This window comes from Amycolatopsis coloradensis, from assembly GCF_037997115.1.
Classification (GTDB): Bacteria; Actinomycetota; Actinomycetes; order Mycobacteriales; family Pseudonocardiaceae; genus Amycolatopsis; species Amycolatopsis coloradensis_A.
The window spans coordinates 2,707,610-2,720,755 of the sequence record NZ_CP150484.1; the positions used below are offsets into that span (position 1 = coordinate 2,707,610).

At 68.0% G+C, this 13,146-nt stretch carries 15 protein-coding genes, 1 tRNA gene and 1 pseudogene; 10 read left to right on the forward strand and 7 right to left on the reverse strand.

Translation table 11 applies throughout. The features are described 5' to 3' along the window. Positions 1 to 89: 89 nt before the first annotated feature. The 5 genes from LCL61_RS12830 to LCL61_RS12850 all read left to right on the forward strand — a co-directional run bounded on the left by LCL61_RS12830 (position 90) and on the right by LCL61_RS12850 (position 3,329). Positions 90 to 581, forward strand: coding sequence for an SLATT domain-containing protein (locus tag LCL61_RS12830; protein WP_340687048.1), 492 nt, complete (start codon positions 90 to 92; stop codon positions 579 to 581). 23 nt (positions 582 to 604) lie between these two features. Continuing rightward, positions 605 to 681: transfer RNA gene (locus tag LCL61_RS12835), tRNA-Leu, on the forward strand. A gap of 60 nt (positions 682 to 741) precedes the next feature. Continuing rightward, complete coding sequence (locus tag LCL61_RS12840; protein ID WP_340687049.1) at positions 742 to 1,989, forward strand: sulfite oxidase; 1,248 nt, start codon at positions 742 to 744, stop codon at positions 1,987 to 1,989. A 1-nt stretch (position 1,990) separates the two neighbouring features. Then, entirely contained in the window at positions 1,991 to 2,476 is a 486-nt protein-coding gene (locus LCL61_RS12845; protein ID WP_340687050.1) for a winged helix-turn-helix domain-containing protein, read from the forward strand. Between the two features lie 13 nt (positions 2,477 to 2,489). Continuing rightward, positions 2,490 to 3,329 (forward strand): alpha/beta hydrolase, encoded by an 840-nt coding sequence (locus LCL61_RS12850; RefSeq protein WP_340687051.1) that lies wholly within the window; start codon positions 2,490 to 2,492, stop codon positions 3,327 to 3,329. A gap of 619 nt (positions 3,330 to 3,948) precedes the next feature. Here the strand turns inward: LCL61_RS12850 and LCL61_RS12860 are convergent. Both LCL61_RS12860 and LCL61_RS12865 read right to left on the reverse strand, forming a co-directional pair. Further along, positions 3,949 to 4,596, reverse strand: a complete 648-nt coding sequence (locus LCL61_RS12860; protein WP_340688561.1) for a response regulator transcription factor — start codon at positions 4,594 to 4,596, stop codon at positions 3,949 to 3,951. A gap of 30 nt (positions 4,597 to 4,626) precedes the next feature. Continuing rightward, positions 4,627 to 5,826 carry a sensor histidine kinase gene (locus tag LCL61_RS12865; protein ID WP_340687053.1) on the reverse strand — a complete coding sequence of 400 codons (1,200 nt, stop codon included), beginning with the start codon at positions 5,824 to 5,826 and terminating at the stop codon, positions 4,627 to 4,629. Between the two features lie 222 nt (positions 5,827 to 6,048). On the opposite strand from LCL61_RS12865, the gene LCL61_RS12870 reads away from it, so the two are divergent. Both LCL61_RS12870 and LCL61_RS12875 read left to right on the forward strand, forming a co-directional pair. Next, a complete protein-coding gene (locus LCL61_RS12870; protein ID WP_340688562.1) occupies positions 6,049 to 6,600 on the forward strand; it encodes a DUF4190 domain-containing protein in 552 nt (183 codons plus the stop codon). 10 nt (positions 6,601 to 6,610) lie between these two features. Further along, positions 6,611 to 6,925: pseudogene (locus LCL61_RS12875) on the forward strand (acyl-CoA dehydrogenase family protein); the annotation flags it as partial. 86 nt (positions 6,926 to 7,011) lie between these two features. Here LCL61_RS12875 and LCL61_RS12880 read toward each other — a convergent pair. After that, a complete protein-coding gene (locus LCL61_RS12880) occupies positions 7,012 to 7,257 on the reverse strand; it encodes a hypothetical protein (protein WP_340688824.1) in 246 nt (81 codons plus the stop codon). Positions 7,258 to 7,413: 156 nt separating this feature from the next. Here LCL61_RS12880 and LCL61_RS12885 point away from each other — a divergent pair, with 156 nt between their 5' ends. After that, on the forward strand, positions 7,414 to 7,803 hold the full coding sequence (locus tag LCL61_RS12885; RefSeq protein WP_340687054.1) for an acyl-CoA dehydrogenase family protein: 390 nt from the start codon (positions 7,414 to 7,416) through the stop codon (positions 7,801 to 7,803). Positions 7,804 to 7,912: 109 nt separating this feature from the next. Here the strand turns inward: LCL61_RS12885 and LCL61_RS12890 are convergent, their stop codons facing one another. Continuing rightward, complete coding sequence (locus LCL61_RS12890; RefSeq protein ID WP_034305512.1) at positions 7,913 to 8,359, reverse strand: heavy metal-responsive transcriptional regulator; 447 nt, start codon at positions 8,357 to 8,359, stop codon at positions 7,913 to 7,915. A 129-nt stretch (positions 8,360 to 8,488) separates the two neighbouring features. Here LCL61_RS12890 and LCL61_RS12895 point away from each other — a divergent pair, with 129 nt between their 5' ends. Together LCL61_RS12895 and LCL61_RS12900 are read left to right on the forward strand one after the other, a co-directional pair. Then, positions 8,489 to 9,286, forward strand: coding sequence for a TIGR03084 family metal-binding protein (locus tag LCL61_RS12895; protein WP_340687055.1), 798 nt, complete (start codon positions 8,489 to 8,491; stop codon positions 9,284 to 9,286). Positions 9,287 to 9,383: 97 nt separating this feature from the next. Next, complete coding sequence (locus LCL61_RS12900) at positions 9,384 to 10,025, forward strand: histidine phosphatase family protein (protein ID WP_340687056.1); 642 nt, start codon at positions 9,384 to 9,386, stop codon at positions 10,023 to 10,025. Here the strand turns inward: LCL61_RS12900 and LCL61_RS12905 are convergent. The 3 genes from LCL61_RS12905 to LCL61_RS12915 all read right to left on the reverse strand — a co-directional run bounded on the left by LCL61_RS12905 (position 10,022) and on the right by LCL61_RS12915 (position 13,022). Then, a complete protein-coding gene (locus LCL61_RS12905; RefSeq protein WP_340687057.1) occupies positions 10,022 to 11,227 on the reverse strand; it encodes a cytochrome P450 in 1,206 nt (401 codons plus the stop codon). The genes LCL61_RS12900 and LCL61_RS12905 overlap by 4 nt on opposite strands. A 35-nt stretch (positions 11,228 to 11,262) precedes the next feature. Next, positions 11,263 to 11,967, reverse strand: a complete 705-nt coding sequence (locus tag LCL61_RS12910; protein WP_340687058.1) for a TetR/AcrR family transcriptional regulator — start codon at positions 11,965 to 11,967, stop codon at positions 11,263 to 11,265. A gap of 107 nt (positions 11,968 to 12,074) precedes the next feature. Next, positions 12,075 to 13,022, reverse strand: a complete 948-nt coding sequence (locus tag LCL61_RS12915; protein ID WP_340687059.1) for a ferulic acid esterase — start codon at positions 13,020 to 13,022, stop codon at positions 12,075 to 12,077. Positions 13,023 to 13,146 lie beyond the last annotated feature (124 nt).

Below are 13,146 nucleotides of genomic sequence, written 5' to 3' on the forward strand. Positions count from 1 at the left end.
CCAGGCGCTACGCGAAGCCCACAGGCAGGTCCGGAAGCACTCACCTTGAACGTAGGGAAGGAGGCCTTCACGGCGTTTAAAGTGTGCCGGTGCAGGCATTACGGAAGTCCGTACCCGCCGTCCCGCTCGCCACCGGCCTGACTCCGGCCGAACTGGCGAAGCACGTTTTGGAACGGATCGAGCGCGACAACGCGCACGCCCGCTCCCGGAAGAGGCGTTTCCGCTGGCGCGCCGTGTCCATCAGGGTCTTCCTGCTCGCGCTGTCGGCGGCGTCCACGATCATCCTCGGTCTGCAGAACCTCAACGGCTGGACCGGCGTGGCGTTCGCCCTCGTGGCCGTGACGACCGTCGTCGGCGCGCTCGAGCCCTTCTTCGCCTGGCGCTCCTTGTGGGTCCTGATGGAAGAGGTCCAGTTCCGGCTCTACCGGCTGCGCGACGAGCTCAGCTTCTACATCGCGTCGACCCCGCCCGACCGGATCGATCCCCGGCTGATCAACCAGAAGTTCGAGGAGTACCAGGCCGTTTGGAACCAGGTCGGTCTTCGTTGGCTCGAATATCGGCGTACTGAAGCGGCGAACTGAAGGACATCGCCTAGGCTGTCTGTGCCCCGGTAGCCCAACTGGCAGAGGCAGTCGACTTAAAATCGACACAGTGCGGGTTCGATCCCCGTCCGGGGCACCACCGGTTCCGCTCTGTGGACGTCCTGGTCCGCGCGGACCGCCGCTGCCGACAATGACCCGCATGACCGGGACCGGCCTGACCGACGAAGCCGCCTACGACCGCGCTCGGCTCGCCCAGTGGCGCGCGGGGGAGGCGCGGGGTGACGGGATGCCGCGGCGCGGCCTGCTTCGGCTGGCGGCCGGTGGGTCACTCGCGCTGACGGCGTTCGGCACGTCTCCGCCCGGAACGGCGTCGGCGGCCACGCCGATCGTGAAACCCTTGCCGCCGGAGATCTTCGAGGTCTACGGCACCAACGCCGAGACGCGCTGGGAGGCGCTGAGCGGGCAGGGCTGTCTGACGCCGGTCGAACGGTTCTTCGTGCGAAACCACACCGCCACACCGTCGATCGACGCCTGCACCTGGCGGCTGAAGCTCTTCGGGACCGGGCTGCGTGGAGGGCCGGTCGAGTTCAGCTACCGAGACTTGCTCGGGTTGCCCGCGGAGACGATCACTTCCGCGCTCGAATGCGCGGGCAACGGACGGAGCTTCTTCAGCAGCCAGCAAGGGCAGGTGGTGTCCGGCACGGCGTGGAAGCTCGGCGCGATCGGGGTCGCGCGCTGGCGCGGTGTCCGGCTCTCCACCGTGCTGGCCAAGGCGGGATTGACGCGGCACGCGGTGGACGTCCTGCCGGAGGGACTGGACGCCGACCATGTCACCGGCGGGGTCAACCTGGGCAAGGTGCGCCGCCCGCTGCCGATCGCGAAGGCCTTGCAGGACGTTTTGCTGGCGTACGAGATGAACGGACGTCCGCTGCCGCCGGACCACGGCCATCCGGTGCGGCTCGTCGTGCCGTCCTGGGTCGGGATCTCGTCGATCAAATGGCTGGGGCGCATCGAAGTCTCGGACACGCCACTGGTGTCGCCGTGGAACACGCAGTACTACCGGCTGCTCGGGCCGGACTATCCGGCCGATGGCACGGTCGTCACCCGGCAGGTGGTCAAGAGCGCTTTCGAACTGCCCTGGAACGCCGAGTTCGTGGCAGGCGGCAGGCAGGTGCTGCGCGGCCGATCGTGGTCGGGAAACGGCCGGATCCGGCGCGTCGAAGTCGACACCGGTGCCGGTTGGCGGCAGGCGAAGTTCGTGGGCGCGGCGGCCGATCGAGGCTGGCAACGCTGGGAGATCCCTTGGCGCTCCGGCGTTCCCGGTGCCCACACCTTGCGTGCGCGGGCCACGGACATCACCGGTGCCACGCAGCCGGACGTCACGCCGCACAACGCTCAGGGCTACCTGTTCGACGCCGTCGTCCGGCATCCGGTCAGGGTAGTGTGAGATGACGCGGTCGGTCGAGGTGAGAGGGGAACAGGCCGTCGAATTGACCCTGGAGTTACGGGTGAACACCGACCCGGAACACGCCGCCGCGATCGCCGCGCGCCTGCTCGAGTCCTTTGAGGACACTGTCGGGGTGACGTTGATGGCACGGACCGTTCAAGAGGGCTCAGGCCAGGTCGTCGAATCCGCGCCACCGCTACGCATCGAACCCGATTCGCGACGAGTGCTGATGCGTGGCGAGGTGCTGGAGTTCACCAGGCTCGAGTTCGACCTCCTGCTGTTCCTCAGCCGGAATCCGGACCGTGTCTTCGACCGCGTCACGCTGATGGAGCAGGTCTGGGGCCTGAGCGGCGGCAATGGGCGGACCGTGGACGTCCATGTCCGCAAGATCCGCGGGAAGCTGGAACCCGTGCTGACGCCGATCACGACGGTGCGCGGGGTCGGCTACCGATTCGACGGGGCCGGCCAGGTGCTCATCGCGAGCTGACAGGATACGAACCGTGACTTCGACCTACGTTTTCGTGCACGGTTCCAGCAGTGCCTCGTTCACCTGGGGCCCACTGCAACGTGAGCTCGCTTTGCTCGGCCACCGCACGCTGGCCGTCGACCTTCCCGGCCACGGCTTCGCCGCCGGTTTCCACGCCGCCTACCAGGCGCCGCAGGACCTCGAAGCGCTGGCCACGGCGCCGTCGAACCAGGCGGGTGCCACGCCGGCCGAGGCCGTCGAGCAGGTGGTGGACGTCGTGCGCAAGGTCGCCGAGCACGGGCGGGTCATCCTGGTCGGGCACAGCCGCGGCGGGGTCACGCTCACCGGCGTCGGCAACGCCGTCCCGGAACTGATCGACCGGATCGTCTACATCTCCGCGTGGTGCTGCGTCGACGCGACGGTGGGCGAGTACATGCAAGGACCCGAGTACGCGAGCAGCGCGCTCAATGACGTCGGCGGTGTCGTCGTCGCCGATCCCGCGACGCTCGGCGCGCTCCGGATGAACTGGCGCACCGCCGATCCCGCGCTGCTGGCCGGGTTGAAGACCGCGATGCTCGAAGACGGCACCGAGCAGGAGTTCTTCGCCTACCTCAACACCCTCGAACCGGACGAGAGCCTCGACGCCGGGACCGAACTCGCCGACGCCGCCACGTGGGGCCGGATCCCGCGCACCTACATCAGGCTCACTGAGGACCGGTCGATGCCGCTCGCGCTGCAGGACCGGTTCATCGAGGAGGCGGACGCGCTCACCCCGGACAACCCGACCGACGTGCGATCGCTCGTGAGCAGCCACGTCCGGTTCCTCATCCACCCGCAGGAGGCCGCCGTAGTCCTCGCCGGCCTCGCGCGATGACGGACGCACAGTTCACCAAAGGGCATCTGATCACCCTGTTGATCAGTTCCGCGATCGGCGTGGGATTCGGTGCCGGGTGGTGGTTCTTCGGCGCGTCCTCCGTCTCCGGCGGATCGACGCCGCTCGTCGTCGTGGGCGTCGCCGTGGTCCTGGGACTGGCAGGCTGGCTCGTCCTGATCGCCCGCCGCGGCGCAGGGCTGCCCGCGGGCGGTGGCCGGGAGGAAAGCCCGTTCGGCGGGCGGTACGGGATCGCCGTGGCGCTCATGCTGGTGGGGATCTTCGCCGGGGCACGGGTGCTGTCGGCGGTCTTCGAAATTCCCGAAGCCGTGCCCGCGTGGGTGCTCTTCGTGGTCGGCCTGCACTTCGTACCGCTCGCGAAATTGTNCGAAGCCGTGCCCGCGTGGGTGCTCTTCGTGGTCGGCCTGCACTTCGTACCGCTCGCGAAATTGTTCGGTTCGCGGCGTTTCCTGGTGCTGAGTGCCGTGTTGTGCGGCGTCGCCGTGCTGGCCGCCGTGCTCGCGATCGCGGGCTGGGCGGAGGCCTGGCAGCTCGTGCCGGGCTTCGGCGGCGCGGTGGTCCTTTGGGCGACCGTCGTCGCCGGGTTGTTCGCTACGGACCGTCAGGGAGCGACAAGCCCGGCTTCGTAGGCGAAGATCGTCAGCTGGACCCGGTTGGCCGCGTCGAGTTTCGCGAAGATCCGGGTGATGTGGGTCTTCACCGTAGCTTCGCTCAGGTGCAGTGCCGCGCCGATTTCGGCGTTGGTCCCGCCCTGCGCGACGGCGGTGACGATCTCCCGCTCGCGTTCGGTCAGCGTGCTCAATCCGGCTCGCGCCCGATGACGGCGAGGACTCGTCCTGGTCGCGACGAAGTGCCCGATGAGCTTCCGTGTCGTCCGCGGCGAAAGCATCGCCTCGCCCGCCGCGACCACCCGCACCGCGTCGATGATCTCCTGCGGTGAACCCTCTTTCAGCAGGAACCCGCTGGCGCCCGCGCCGAGCGCGTCGAAGACGTATTCGTCGAGGTCGTAAGTGGTCAGCACGAGAACCTTCGGCGGATTGGGCAGCGCGGTGACGGCGGCGGTCGCGGTGAGGCCGTTCATCCGCCGCATCCGGATGTCCATCAGCACGACGTCGGGCGCGTGCATGCTCACCTTCGGCACGGCTTCGTCCCCGTCGCCGGCTTCCGCGACGACCTGGATGTCGCCCGTGCTGGACAGGATCATCGACAAACCGGTTCGCACGAGCGGGTCGTCGTCGACGAGCAGCACTCGCAGTGGGCGCTGGTTCACCCGGACAGGTTAGTGGTGTCCCCACGGTAGCCAAGCCCGGACGGCGAATGTGCCCTCTTCGGTGGGGCCGGCGCTGACGTTCCCGCCGATCAGCGTGACCCGTTCGCCGATCCCGGTCAGTCCCGCGCCGGCACCCAGCGGCTTGCCCACCGCCGCCGTCGCGGGCAGCGGATTGACGACCTCGACGGTGAGCCCGTTCCCGGGGCCTCCGCGAACCGAGACCTCGGCCGCCGCTCCCGGCGCGTGCTTCAGGATGTTGGTCATCGACTCCTGGACGATCCGGTACGCGGTCGTGCCGAGCAAGGCCGGTGCGCCGCCCGCGTCGTCGAGCAGGATCGTTACGTTGACCCCCAATCCGGCCCGCCGCGCGTTGGCGACCAGCTCGGGAATGTCCGCCAGCGTCGGCTGCGGTGGCTCCGGATGGGATCCGTTCTCGCCGTTCTCGCCGAAACCCTGGCCATCGCGCAGGACGCCGATGACCTGCCGCAGATCTTCGAGCGATTGGCGGGCCGTCGTGCGGACGGTCTTCGCCGCTTCCGTCGTCGCGGGTCCCTTGCTGACCTCGAGCGCGCCGGCCTGCAGCGAAAGCAGGGAAAGCCGGTGCCCGAGGACGTCGTGCATCTCGCGCGCGATCCGGGTGCGTTCCGCGCGGCGGGTCATTTCGGCGCGGAGTTCCTCTTCCTTGGCCTCGCGGATCGCGATCGTGCCCTGCATCCCGCGGACGACCCCGACGGTGAGCGGTACGGCCGTCATCACGACGGCGACCGTCAGCGTCCCCATCACCTGCACCGCGGACAGCTGCTTTCCGACGATCTGCCCGGCGACGGTCACATCGGGATGGCGGTTGGCGTCGCCGAACAACGCCCACGCCGTCGCGATGTAGACCAGTACGGACCCGATCCACAGGAGACGGTCGCGGCGGTGCGCGGCCAAAGCGGCGAGGGCGACCAACGCGGCCAGCGCGTCGGAGCGGAAGCAAAGCGGCGGAACCAAGGCGATGCCGAGGACGAGTTCCGGCCATTTGTGCCGCCAGCAGAGCATGACCGCCGCCGCGATTCCGGTGAAGAAGCCGAGCGTGGACCACCACGTCGGGTCGAACTCTTTCGTCGCCGGAAGATAGCCCTGGGCGCTGAAGACGAAAATGCTGCTGATCACGCACGCCGCGACCGCCACCACGGTGAGCACCACACCGAGCACACGCCTTGCCATGCGCTGAGCGTACGCAAACAGGCCACGCCACCCACATCAGCGGAACCGATCCTTCGAAGCGCGCGAATTACGACTTTCGTCGTAACGGGTTCACGCGCCGAGGACGACGCGGCCGCGTCGCGATCGCTGGTTGTATGCCGCCTCGTTCATCCCGTTGGAAAGGAAATCCCCGTGACCCAGCAAACCCCCTACACGCCGGCCCCGCAAGCCCCCGCCAGCCCGATGCCTCCCCGCAACGGCATCGGCGTCACGGGCTTCGTCCTCGGCCTGGTGGGGCTGGTCTTCTCCCCGATCCCGTTCGTCGGCGTCATCGCGTGGCCGCTGGTGATCCTCGGCCTGATCTTCTCGATCATCGGGCTGATCCGCGTCAAGAACGGGAAGGCCTCCAACAAGGGGCTCTCCATCACCGGTATCGCCCTGTCCGCGCTCGGGCTCGTGGTCTGCGTGGTGTGGATCTTCGTGTTCAACGCGGCGGTCAACGAGGTCAACAACGAAATCAACCGCACCGCGAAGGTTTCCTACGAAGTCACCGGTGACGCCACGAACGTCGAGGTCATCTACGGCGAGGTCCTCAACCCCACCACCGAGACCGTTCCGGCGCTGCCGTGGAACAAGGAAGTCGAGAACAAGGGCGTCTACAAGGGCGGGACGCTCACGGTGACCACGGGCGAGACCGGTGGATCCGTCACCTGCAAGATCACCGTCGACGGCGCGGTCGTTTCGACCAAGACCGCTTCGGGCGAATTCGCCATGGCTGCCTGCACCGGAGCGTGACGGCCGGGCCGTGAAAGGCCTCCTTCGCCATTCTCGGGGTGGCGAGGAGGCCTTCGCGCTTCCGGCATCATGCGGTCATGACCGAGCCCGTCCATCCGTTCGACCCGCCCGCCCACGAACGTCACTGGATCGAAAAGTCACGGAACTGGCGAGGGAATTCGCCGCGAATGCCGCCGAGTTCGACGAAACGGCCGAGCTGCCCATCGCCAACCTTCGTGCCTTGCACGCGACCGGCCTCGACAGGGCGACGTTGCCCGCGGAGTTGGGCGGCGAGGACCTCAGCTATCGGAGCTACGGCGAGATCGTCCGTATTCTCAGCGCCGCCTGTTCGTCCACCGCGTGCGTCTGGGTGATGCACATCGGTGCCGCGGTCGGGCTGGCCCAGTTGTCCGCTCCCGACGTGGGGCGCTTCTATGCCGAAGAACTCATCGGCGGCAAGCGGTTCGCCAACGCGCTTTCGGAACCGAGCAGCGGCAACATGTTCCTGATGCCGCAGCAGAGCGCCGAGCCCGCCGACGGCGGATACCGGCTCACCGGCGCCAAGCGGTTCGTTTCCGGTTGTGAGGCCGCCGACCATTTCCTGGTCAACGCGCTCGTCGGCGGCGAGCCCACGTTCTTCGGCGTCTCGCCGGACGACACGATGACCTTCGTGCCCATCTGGGACACGATGGGCCTGCGCGCCAGCCGAAGCCAGCTCGTCTCCTTCGAAGGAGCCTCCTGCGGGAAGACCGCAGGTGCCCGCCCTCGGCCGAGCGTCGCCCGAACCACATCGCGGCAGGCCTCGCGTTCCTGTCACTGGGGATCGCCGACGCGGTGGAGGAAGCTCTGGTCTCGCACGCCCGAAGCCGTGTCATCCCCGCGACCGGGCAGCCACTCGCCGAAATGCACTGGCTCCAGTTCGAAGCCGCGGACGTCCACGCCCGTCTCGAAGCCGCACGCGTGTACTCGCGGAACATGGCGTGGCTGGCGGACCGGAATTCACCGGAGTTCCTGCCCGCGACCATGACGGCGAAGGTGCTCGCGAACGACATCGCCCGCGAAGTCGCGCAGCTGGCGCTGAAAGCCGGCGGCGGTTCGGGCTTCCTGCGCACTTCGCCGATCCAGCGGCTGTTCCGGGACGCGCAGGCGGGCGGCCTGATGGCCTACTCGGCCGAAGTCTGCAGAGACCGGATCGGGAAGACGGTGCTCCTGCCACAGGAGTGACCTCGGATGGCCGGCCGGGTGACGTCAAGCCCGGCCGGTCCCGCCGAAGCGGGTCAGCAGCAGCCGCTGCCGCAGCAGTCGCAATCGCACCAGTCGTCGTTCCGCATGGTCATCCACCTCCTCCCTCGGGGTCGCAGCCGGGCGGGCACCAGGCGCCGGGAACCGGATCGGCGCAGTTCTCGCCGGACATCCCGGACAGCATGGAAGTGAGTTCGGCGCGCAGCTCGCCGAGCCGCGCCATCTCCGCCTCGATCTCGGCGAGATGGCGTTCCAGCATGGTTTCGGCGGGTTCGCACGGGCATACGCCGGTGTCACGCACGCTCAGCAGGTCACCGATCTCCGTCAGCGTCAGCCCGAGCCGCTGGGTGCCGCGGATGAACCGCAACCTCTCGATGACGCCCTCGTCGTAGCGCCGGTGGGCACCGGTCGTCCGCGCGGGTGTGGGCAGAAGGCCGATGCGCTCGTAGTAACGCACAGTGTCCGGCCGCACGCCGGCGCGGGAGGTCACCTCGGACATGGTCAACGCCGTCAGCGCCTTCGTCGCTTCGGTTCGCATGATGCGAGGGTAGAACTTGGACCCGGCTCCAGAATCAAGTCCGGATTCCGATGGCGCTCACGAAGAGAAGACGACGGCCAGGCGCGTCCGCATCATTCGAGAGGGTGGAAACGGCGAGAGGACGGCACGGTGACTGACTTCCGGAACGTGATCAGGGACCTCACCACGGAAGGTGAACAGGTCGACGCCCTGGTGGCCGGCCTCGACGACGCGGGATGGGAACTGCCGACGCCCGCGACGGGCTGGTCGGTCAAACACCAGATCGCGCATCTCGCGTTCATCTTCAAGATCGCCGGGTTGTCCGCGGCCGAGCCCCGGGCCTTCGCCGAACTCGCGAAATCGTCGATGGCGCGCGGGTTCGACGCCGCCGTCAACGCGGCCCTCGACGACTACCTCGGTGACCCCAACGAGGTCCTGCTGAGCCGCTGGCGCGCCGAACGCGACGCCGGTATCAAGGCGCTCGCCGCGGTCCCGGCGGACCAGGTCGTCCCGTGGCTGGTCAACCCGCTGCCGCCGGCCATCCTCGCCTGCGCCGGGATGATGGAGCTGTTCGCGCACGGCCAGGACGTCGCGGACGCGCTGGGTGTGCGGCCGGAGCGGACGGACCGGCTCGCGTACCTCGTCGGCTTCGCGGTCCGGGTGCGGGACTTCGGCTACGAGGCGCGCGGCCTGACCCCGCCCGAGCAGGACTTCCGGTTCGAGATCACCTCGCCGTCCGGGCAGTTGTGGACGTTCGGCCCCGAGGACTCGCCGGAGCGGATCACCGGGAGCGCGGAGGACTTCTGCCTCCTGGTCACGCGGCGCCGTCACCGCGACGATCTCGACGTCCGTGCCGAGGGCGCGCTGGCCGACCAGTGGCTGGACATCGCGCAGGCGTACCGCGGTCCGGCGGGCGAGGGGCGCTCGCCGGGACAGTTCGGCCGTTGAGAGTCCCGTCATTTCCGCGGTGATGGGGCATCCTGGAAGTCGCGATCAACTCGCACTCGGTGCGATCGTCGATGCACACGGGGTCTAGGAGGCGATCGTGACACGAGTGTGGCTGATCAGGCATGGGGAAAGCGAGTCCAACGCGGGCCTTCCCGGCGGGGAGCCGGGGGCTTCGGCGCTGACCGAACTCGGCAGACGGCAAGCCCTCGAAATCGCCGACTCGCTGTCCGAACCGCCTCGGTTGATCGTGACGTCGCCGTTCCTGCGGGCACAGCAGACCGCCCAGCCGACGATCGAGCGGTTCCCCGGTGCGGAGCGTGAGGAGTGGCCTGTCCAGGAGTTCACCTTCCTCGGCGAACTCCATGGACAGGTCACCACCACCGTCACCCGTAAGCCGTACACGGAGGCCTACTGGTCCCGTGCCGATCCGCACCACGCGGTGAACGGCGCGGAATCCTTCGCGGCGCTCTTCACCCGGACCCAGGATTTCCTGGCGCGGCTGGGAGACCGCGAACCCGGGCCGATCGCGGTCTTCACGCACGGGCTCTTCATCCGCGCGGTCATGTGGTCGTTGCTGACCGGGATCACCACGCCGGACAGCGAGGCCATGCGCGGATTCCGCACGTTCGCCGACACCTACCTCGTGCCGAACGGCAACATCACCGAACTGCGGTACACACCCGGGAAGCGGGTTCCGCGAGTGGTGGTCCCGCTCGCCTCCCGGTACGCGGACCGCTAGGGCTTCAGCAACAGCTGGAGCTTGTTCACCCCGGTCATGTTCGGGCTCGGGATGAACGACGGCGGAGCGGCCGGATCGGTGCGCAGATCAGGGAAGCGGTCCAGCAGGATGTTGAGCGCCGTCTTCCCTTCCAGCCTGGCGAGCGGGGCGCCGATGCAGAAATGGATCCCGCGGCCGAAGGCCAGGTGCGGGTTGTGCGCCCTCGCCGGATCGAAGGTGCCGGGATCCGTGAACGTACGCGGATCCCGGTTCGCCGCCGCGACCCAGATGCCGAGCATGCTGTCCGGCGGGATCGTCTGGCCGCCCAGTTCGACCTCGGTCGTCGTAGCGCGGGCGACGAGGGCGAACGGGCTGAGGAAACGCAACGATTCCTCGATGGCGGCGGGCAGCAGTGCCCGGTCCTCGCGGACACGCCGGTACTCCTCCGGATGGGAATCCAGGCACAGCACCGTGTTCCCGAGCAGCATCGTGGTGGTGATGTGCCCGGCGAGCAGCAGCACGTTCGCGAAGTTGACGACTTCGTTCTGCGTGAGTTTCGCGCCGTCGACCTCGGCTTCGACGAGTTTGGTCAGCAGGTCCTCGCGCGGGTTCCGCCGCCGGTCGTCGACATGCTCGGCAAGGTAGTTCACCAGGTTCTTCACCTGTGCGGCCGTTTCCTCTGCGGCCTTCTTGTCCTCCTCGGTCTGCTTGATCAGTGACCGCTGCTGGCTGTTCCGCAGCAACGTGTCGACCCATTCCTTGAACAGGTCGCGATCGCTCGCCGGGATGCCGAGCAGTTCGGCGATGACGATCACCGGCAGCGGGTAGGCCAGTTGGGTCACCAGTTCCATCGAGTCCGCGCCGTCGACGGTGTCGAGGAGTTCGTTCGTCAGCGCGGCGATCCGCGGTTCGAGATCCGCGACGACCTTGGGCGTGAAGGCGTGGCTCACCAGCGTGCGCAGCTTCTTGTGGTCCGGCGGGTCCATCACGAGCAGATTGCCCTCGACGAACAGGTCCTTGTCCGGTGAGAGCTCCTCGGGGATCAGCCGGGTGGTGTCGGAGGAGAACACCTTGGGGTCACTCAGGGTCTTCAGCGCCTCGGCGTGGCCGTAGACGTTCCACATGCCTGTCTCGGTGTCGAAACGGACCGGCTCGGCCGGGAATTCCCCTCGAAGCCAGAACTGGCCTTCGTGGACACCCCAGTTTTCGGCGATCGTGGTCATGGCTTGCCCCCTTCTTCAGTGGTGGAGAGCCCGGTTCAAGCGGGCTCCTCGGGGCCGTCCTTCCGGTAGATCCAGGCGCGATAGGACGAGATCAGATCCTGGAACGCCTGGATCACTTCGGCCGCGGTGGCGGCCACGTTCGCCGGGGACGGCGGCTCCGGCGGCTCGAACGCCGTCCGGATGATGTGCGCGAGAGCGTCGGCCTTCTCCTCGGAGTCGAGGTCGGCGCCGTCGGCGGTGAAGCTGTCCATCAGGTAGAACCCGAGCGCCGAGGCGCGCAGGGAAAACAGCAGGTTCGGGATGTCGTCGCGCAGCAGGCCCCGGTCCGTCATCGTCTTCAGGTACCGCTCGGTCACGACCGCGTCCTGGTCCTGCAAGGGATGTTTCTTCAACCTGCCCAGCAGTTCGGTGTTGCCGGTGATGAGCGCGCCGAGCAACGGGTTCTGTTGGGTATGGAGGAAAACCGCCCGATGGAACCGGTGCGGGACGACTTCCGCCGGATCTTCGTCCAGCCGGGCAAGGAGATTCTCGGCGGCCCGGAGGGATTCACGCAGGAGCAAGGCGTGGAAGAGGGTTTCCTTGGTGGGCCAGTGCAGGTAGATCGTGCCCTTCCCGATGCCCGCCTGACTCGCGATGTCCTCGATGGTCACCTTGCGATAGCCCAGCCGCGTCAGCAGGACGCCGGCCGCGTCGAGGATGCGATCGGCGCGGCCGGCGGTGCGGTCCGAACGTTCTGCCACGTGCGCTCCCAGTCTCTGACTTCGTGACCGAATTTGCTCATCTGGTCATCCGGTCAGTTCGACTGTAGCGCCGGGCATGCCTGTCCGGCAAGGGAATCGACGAGTTCTTAACGCAGATGGTGGGCGAGCAGGAACTTCCAGATGACCGGAGTCGCCTCGATGACGGTCGGAGTGACGGAGTCGTTGTTCGGCGCGGTGCTCGGCCATACGTGCCCGGCACCTTCGACCCGGTAGTGCTGCAGCGAGCAACCGAGCCAGCGCTGAACGGTGACGTCGGTTTTCGGCGAATACCGGATCGGATGCGGGAAGCAGCCGTTCCGGTCCGCCCACGCGGCGAGCCAGTCCGGCAGCGCCGGCAGGCCCTTGGCGGGATTTCCGGCGTAGGGGATCGTCGCGTCGGCCGTGCCGTGGAAATCGAGAATCGGGGCGGGACGCGACGGGTGGCATTCGCCGCCCTGCGGGTAGAACGCGCCCGCGACGGGTGCGAACGCCGCGATCCGGCCCGGCATCCGGCAAGCGAGGACACCGACGAACCCGCCGCCGTTCGACTTGCCCGTCGCGTAGATCCGGCGGGAGTCGACACACAGTTCACGCTGGAGCGTGTTCAGCAGATCGCTGGTGAAGAGCACGTCGTCGGCTGCGGCCGAGTACGGCGCGCCGGTCCATGCCGATTCGCCGTCCGTTCCCGGAAGTCCTTGCGGATAGACGGAAATCGCGTCATACGCGGAAAATCCGGATAGCTCCTCCTGGTATTTCGATGTGCGTTTGTGGCCGTGGAAAGACAACACCAGCGGGTACGGCCGGGACGGCCGGTACTGAGCCGGAACGTGCACCGTGTACTCGCGGAGCAGGCCGCCGGACGTCAGCGTCCGCAGCGTCGTCGTCCCGGCGGGAACCGGGGACGGACGCTGGCAGCCTGTCGTCCGCACCGGGTGATCGATCGCCGACGGCCCGGCTGACACCGCCGACGCCGTCGGGGCGGCGAACAGGCTCAGTCCGGCAGCGGCGGCGGCCGTCAGCGCGAGACGACGCAGGTACTTCGTGGGACCAGGCACGCGATCCTCCTTGATCGGGCGGCAGGGCGTGATCAGGGTCACTCTTGCCGCGGGCCCGGTCAGCATTGTGTTCATTGAGTTTTCGGACCGCTTTCCGTCACCTCTGCGGGCGTGCCGATCGGCT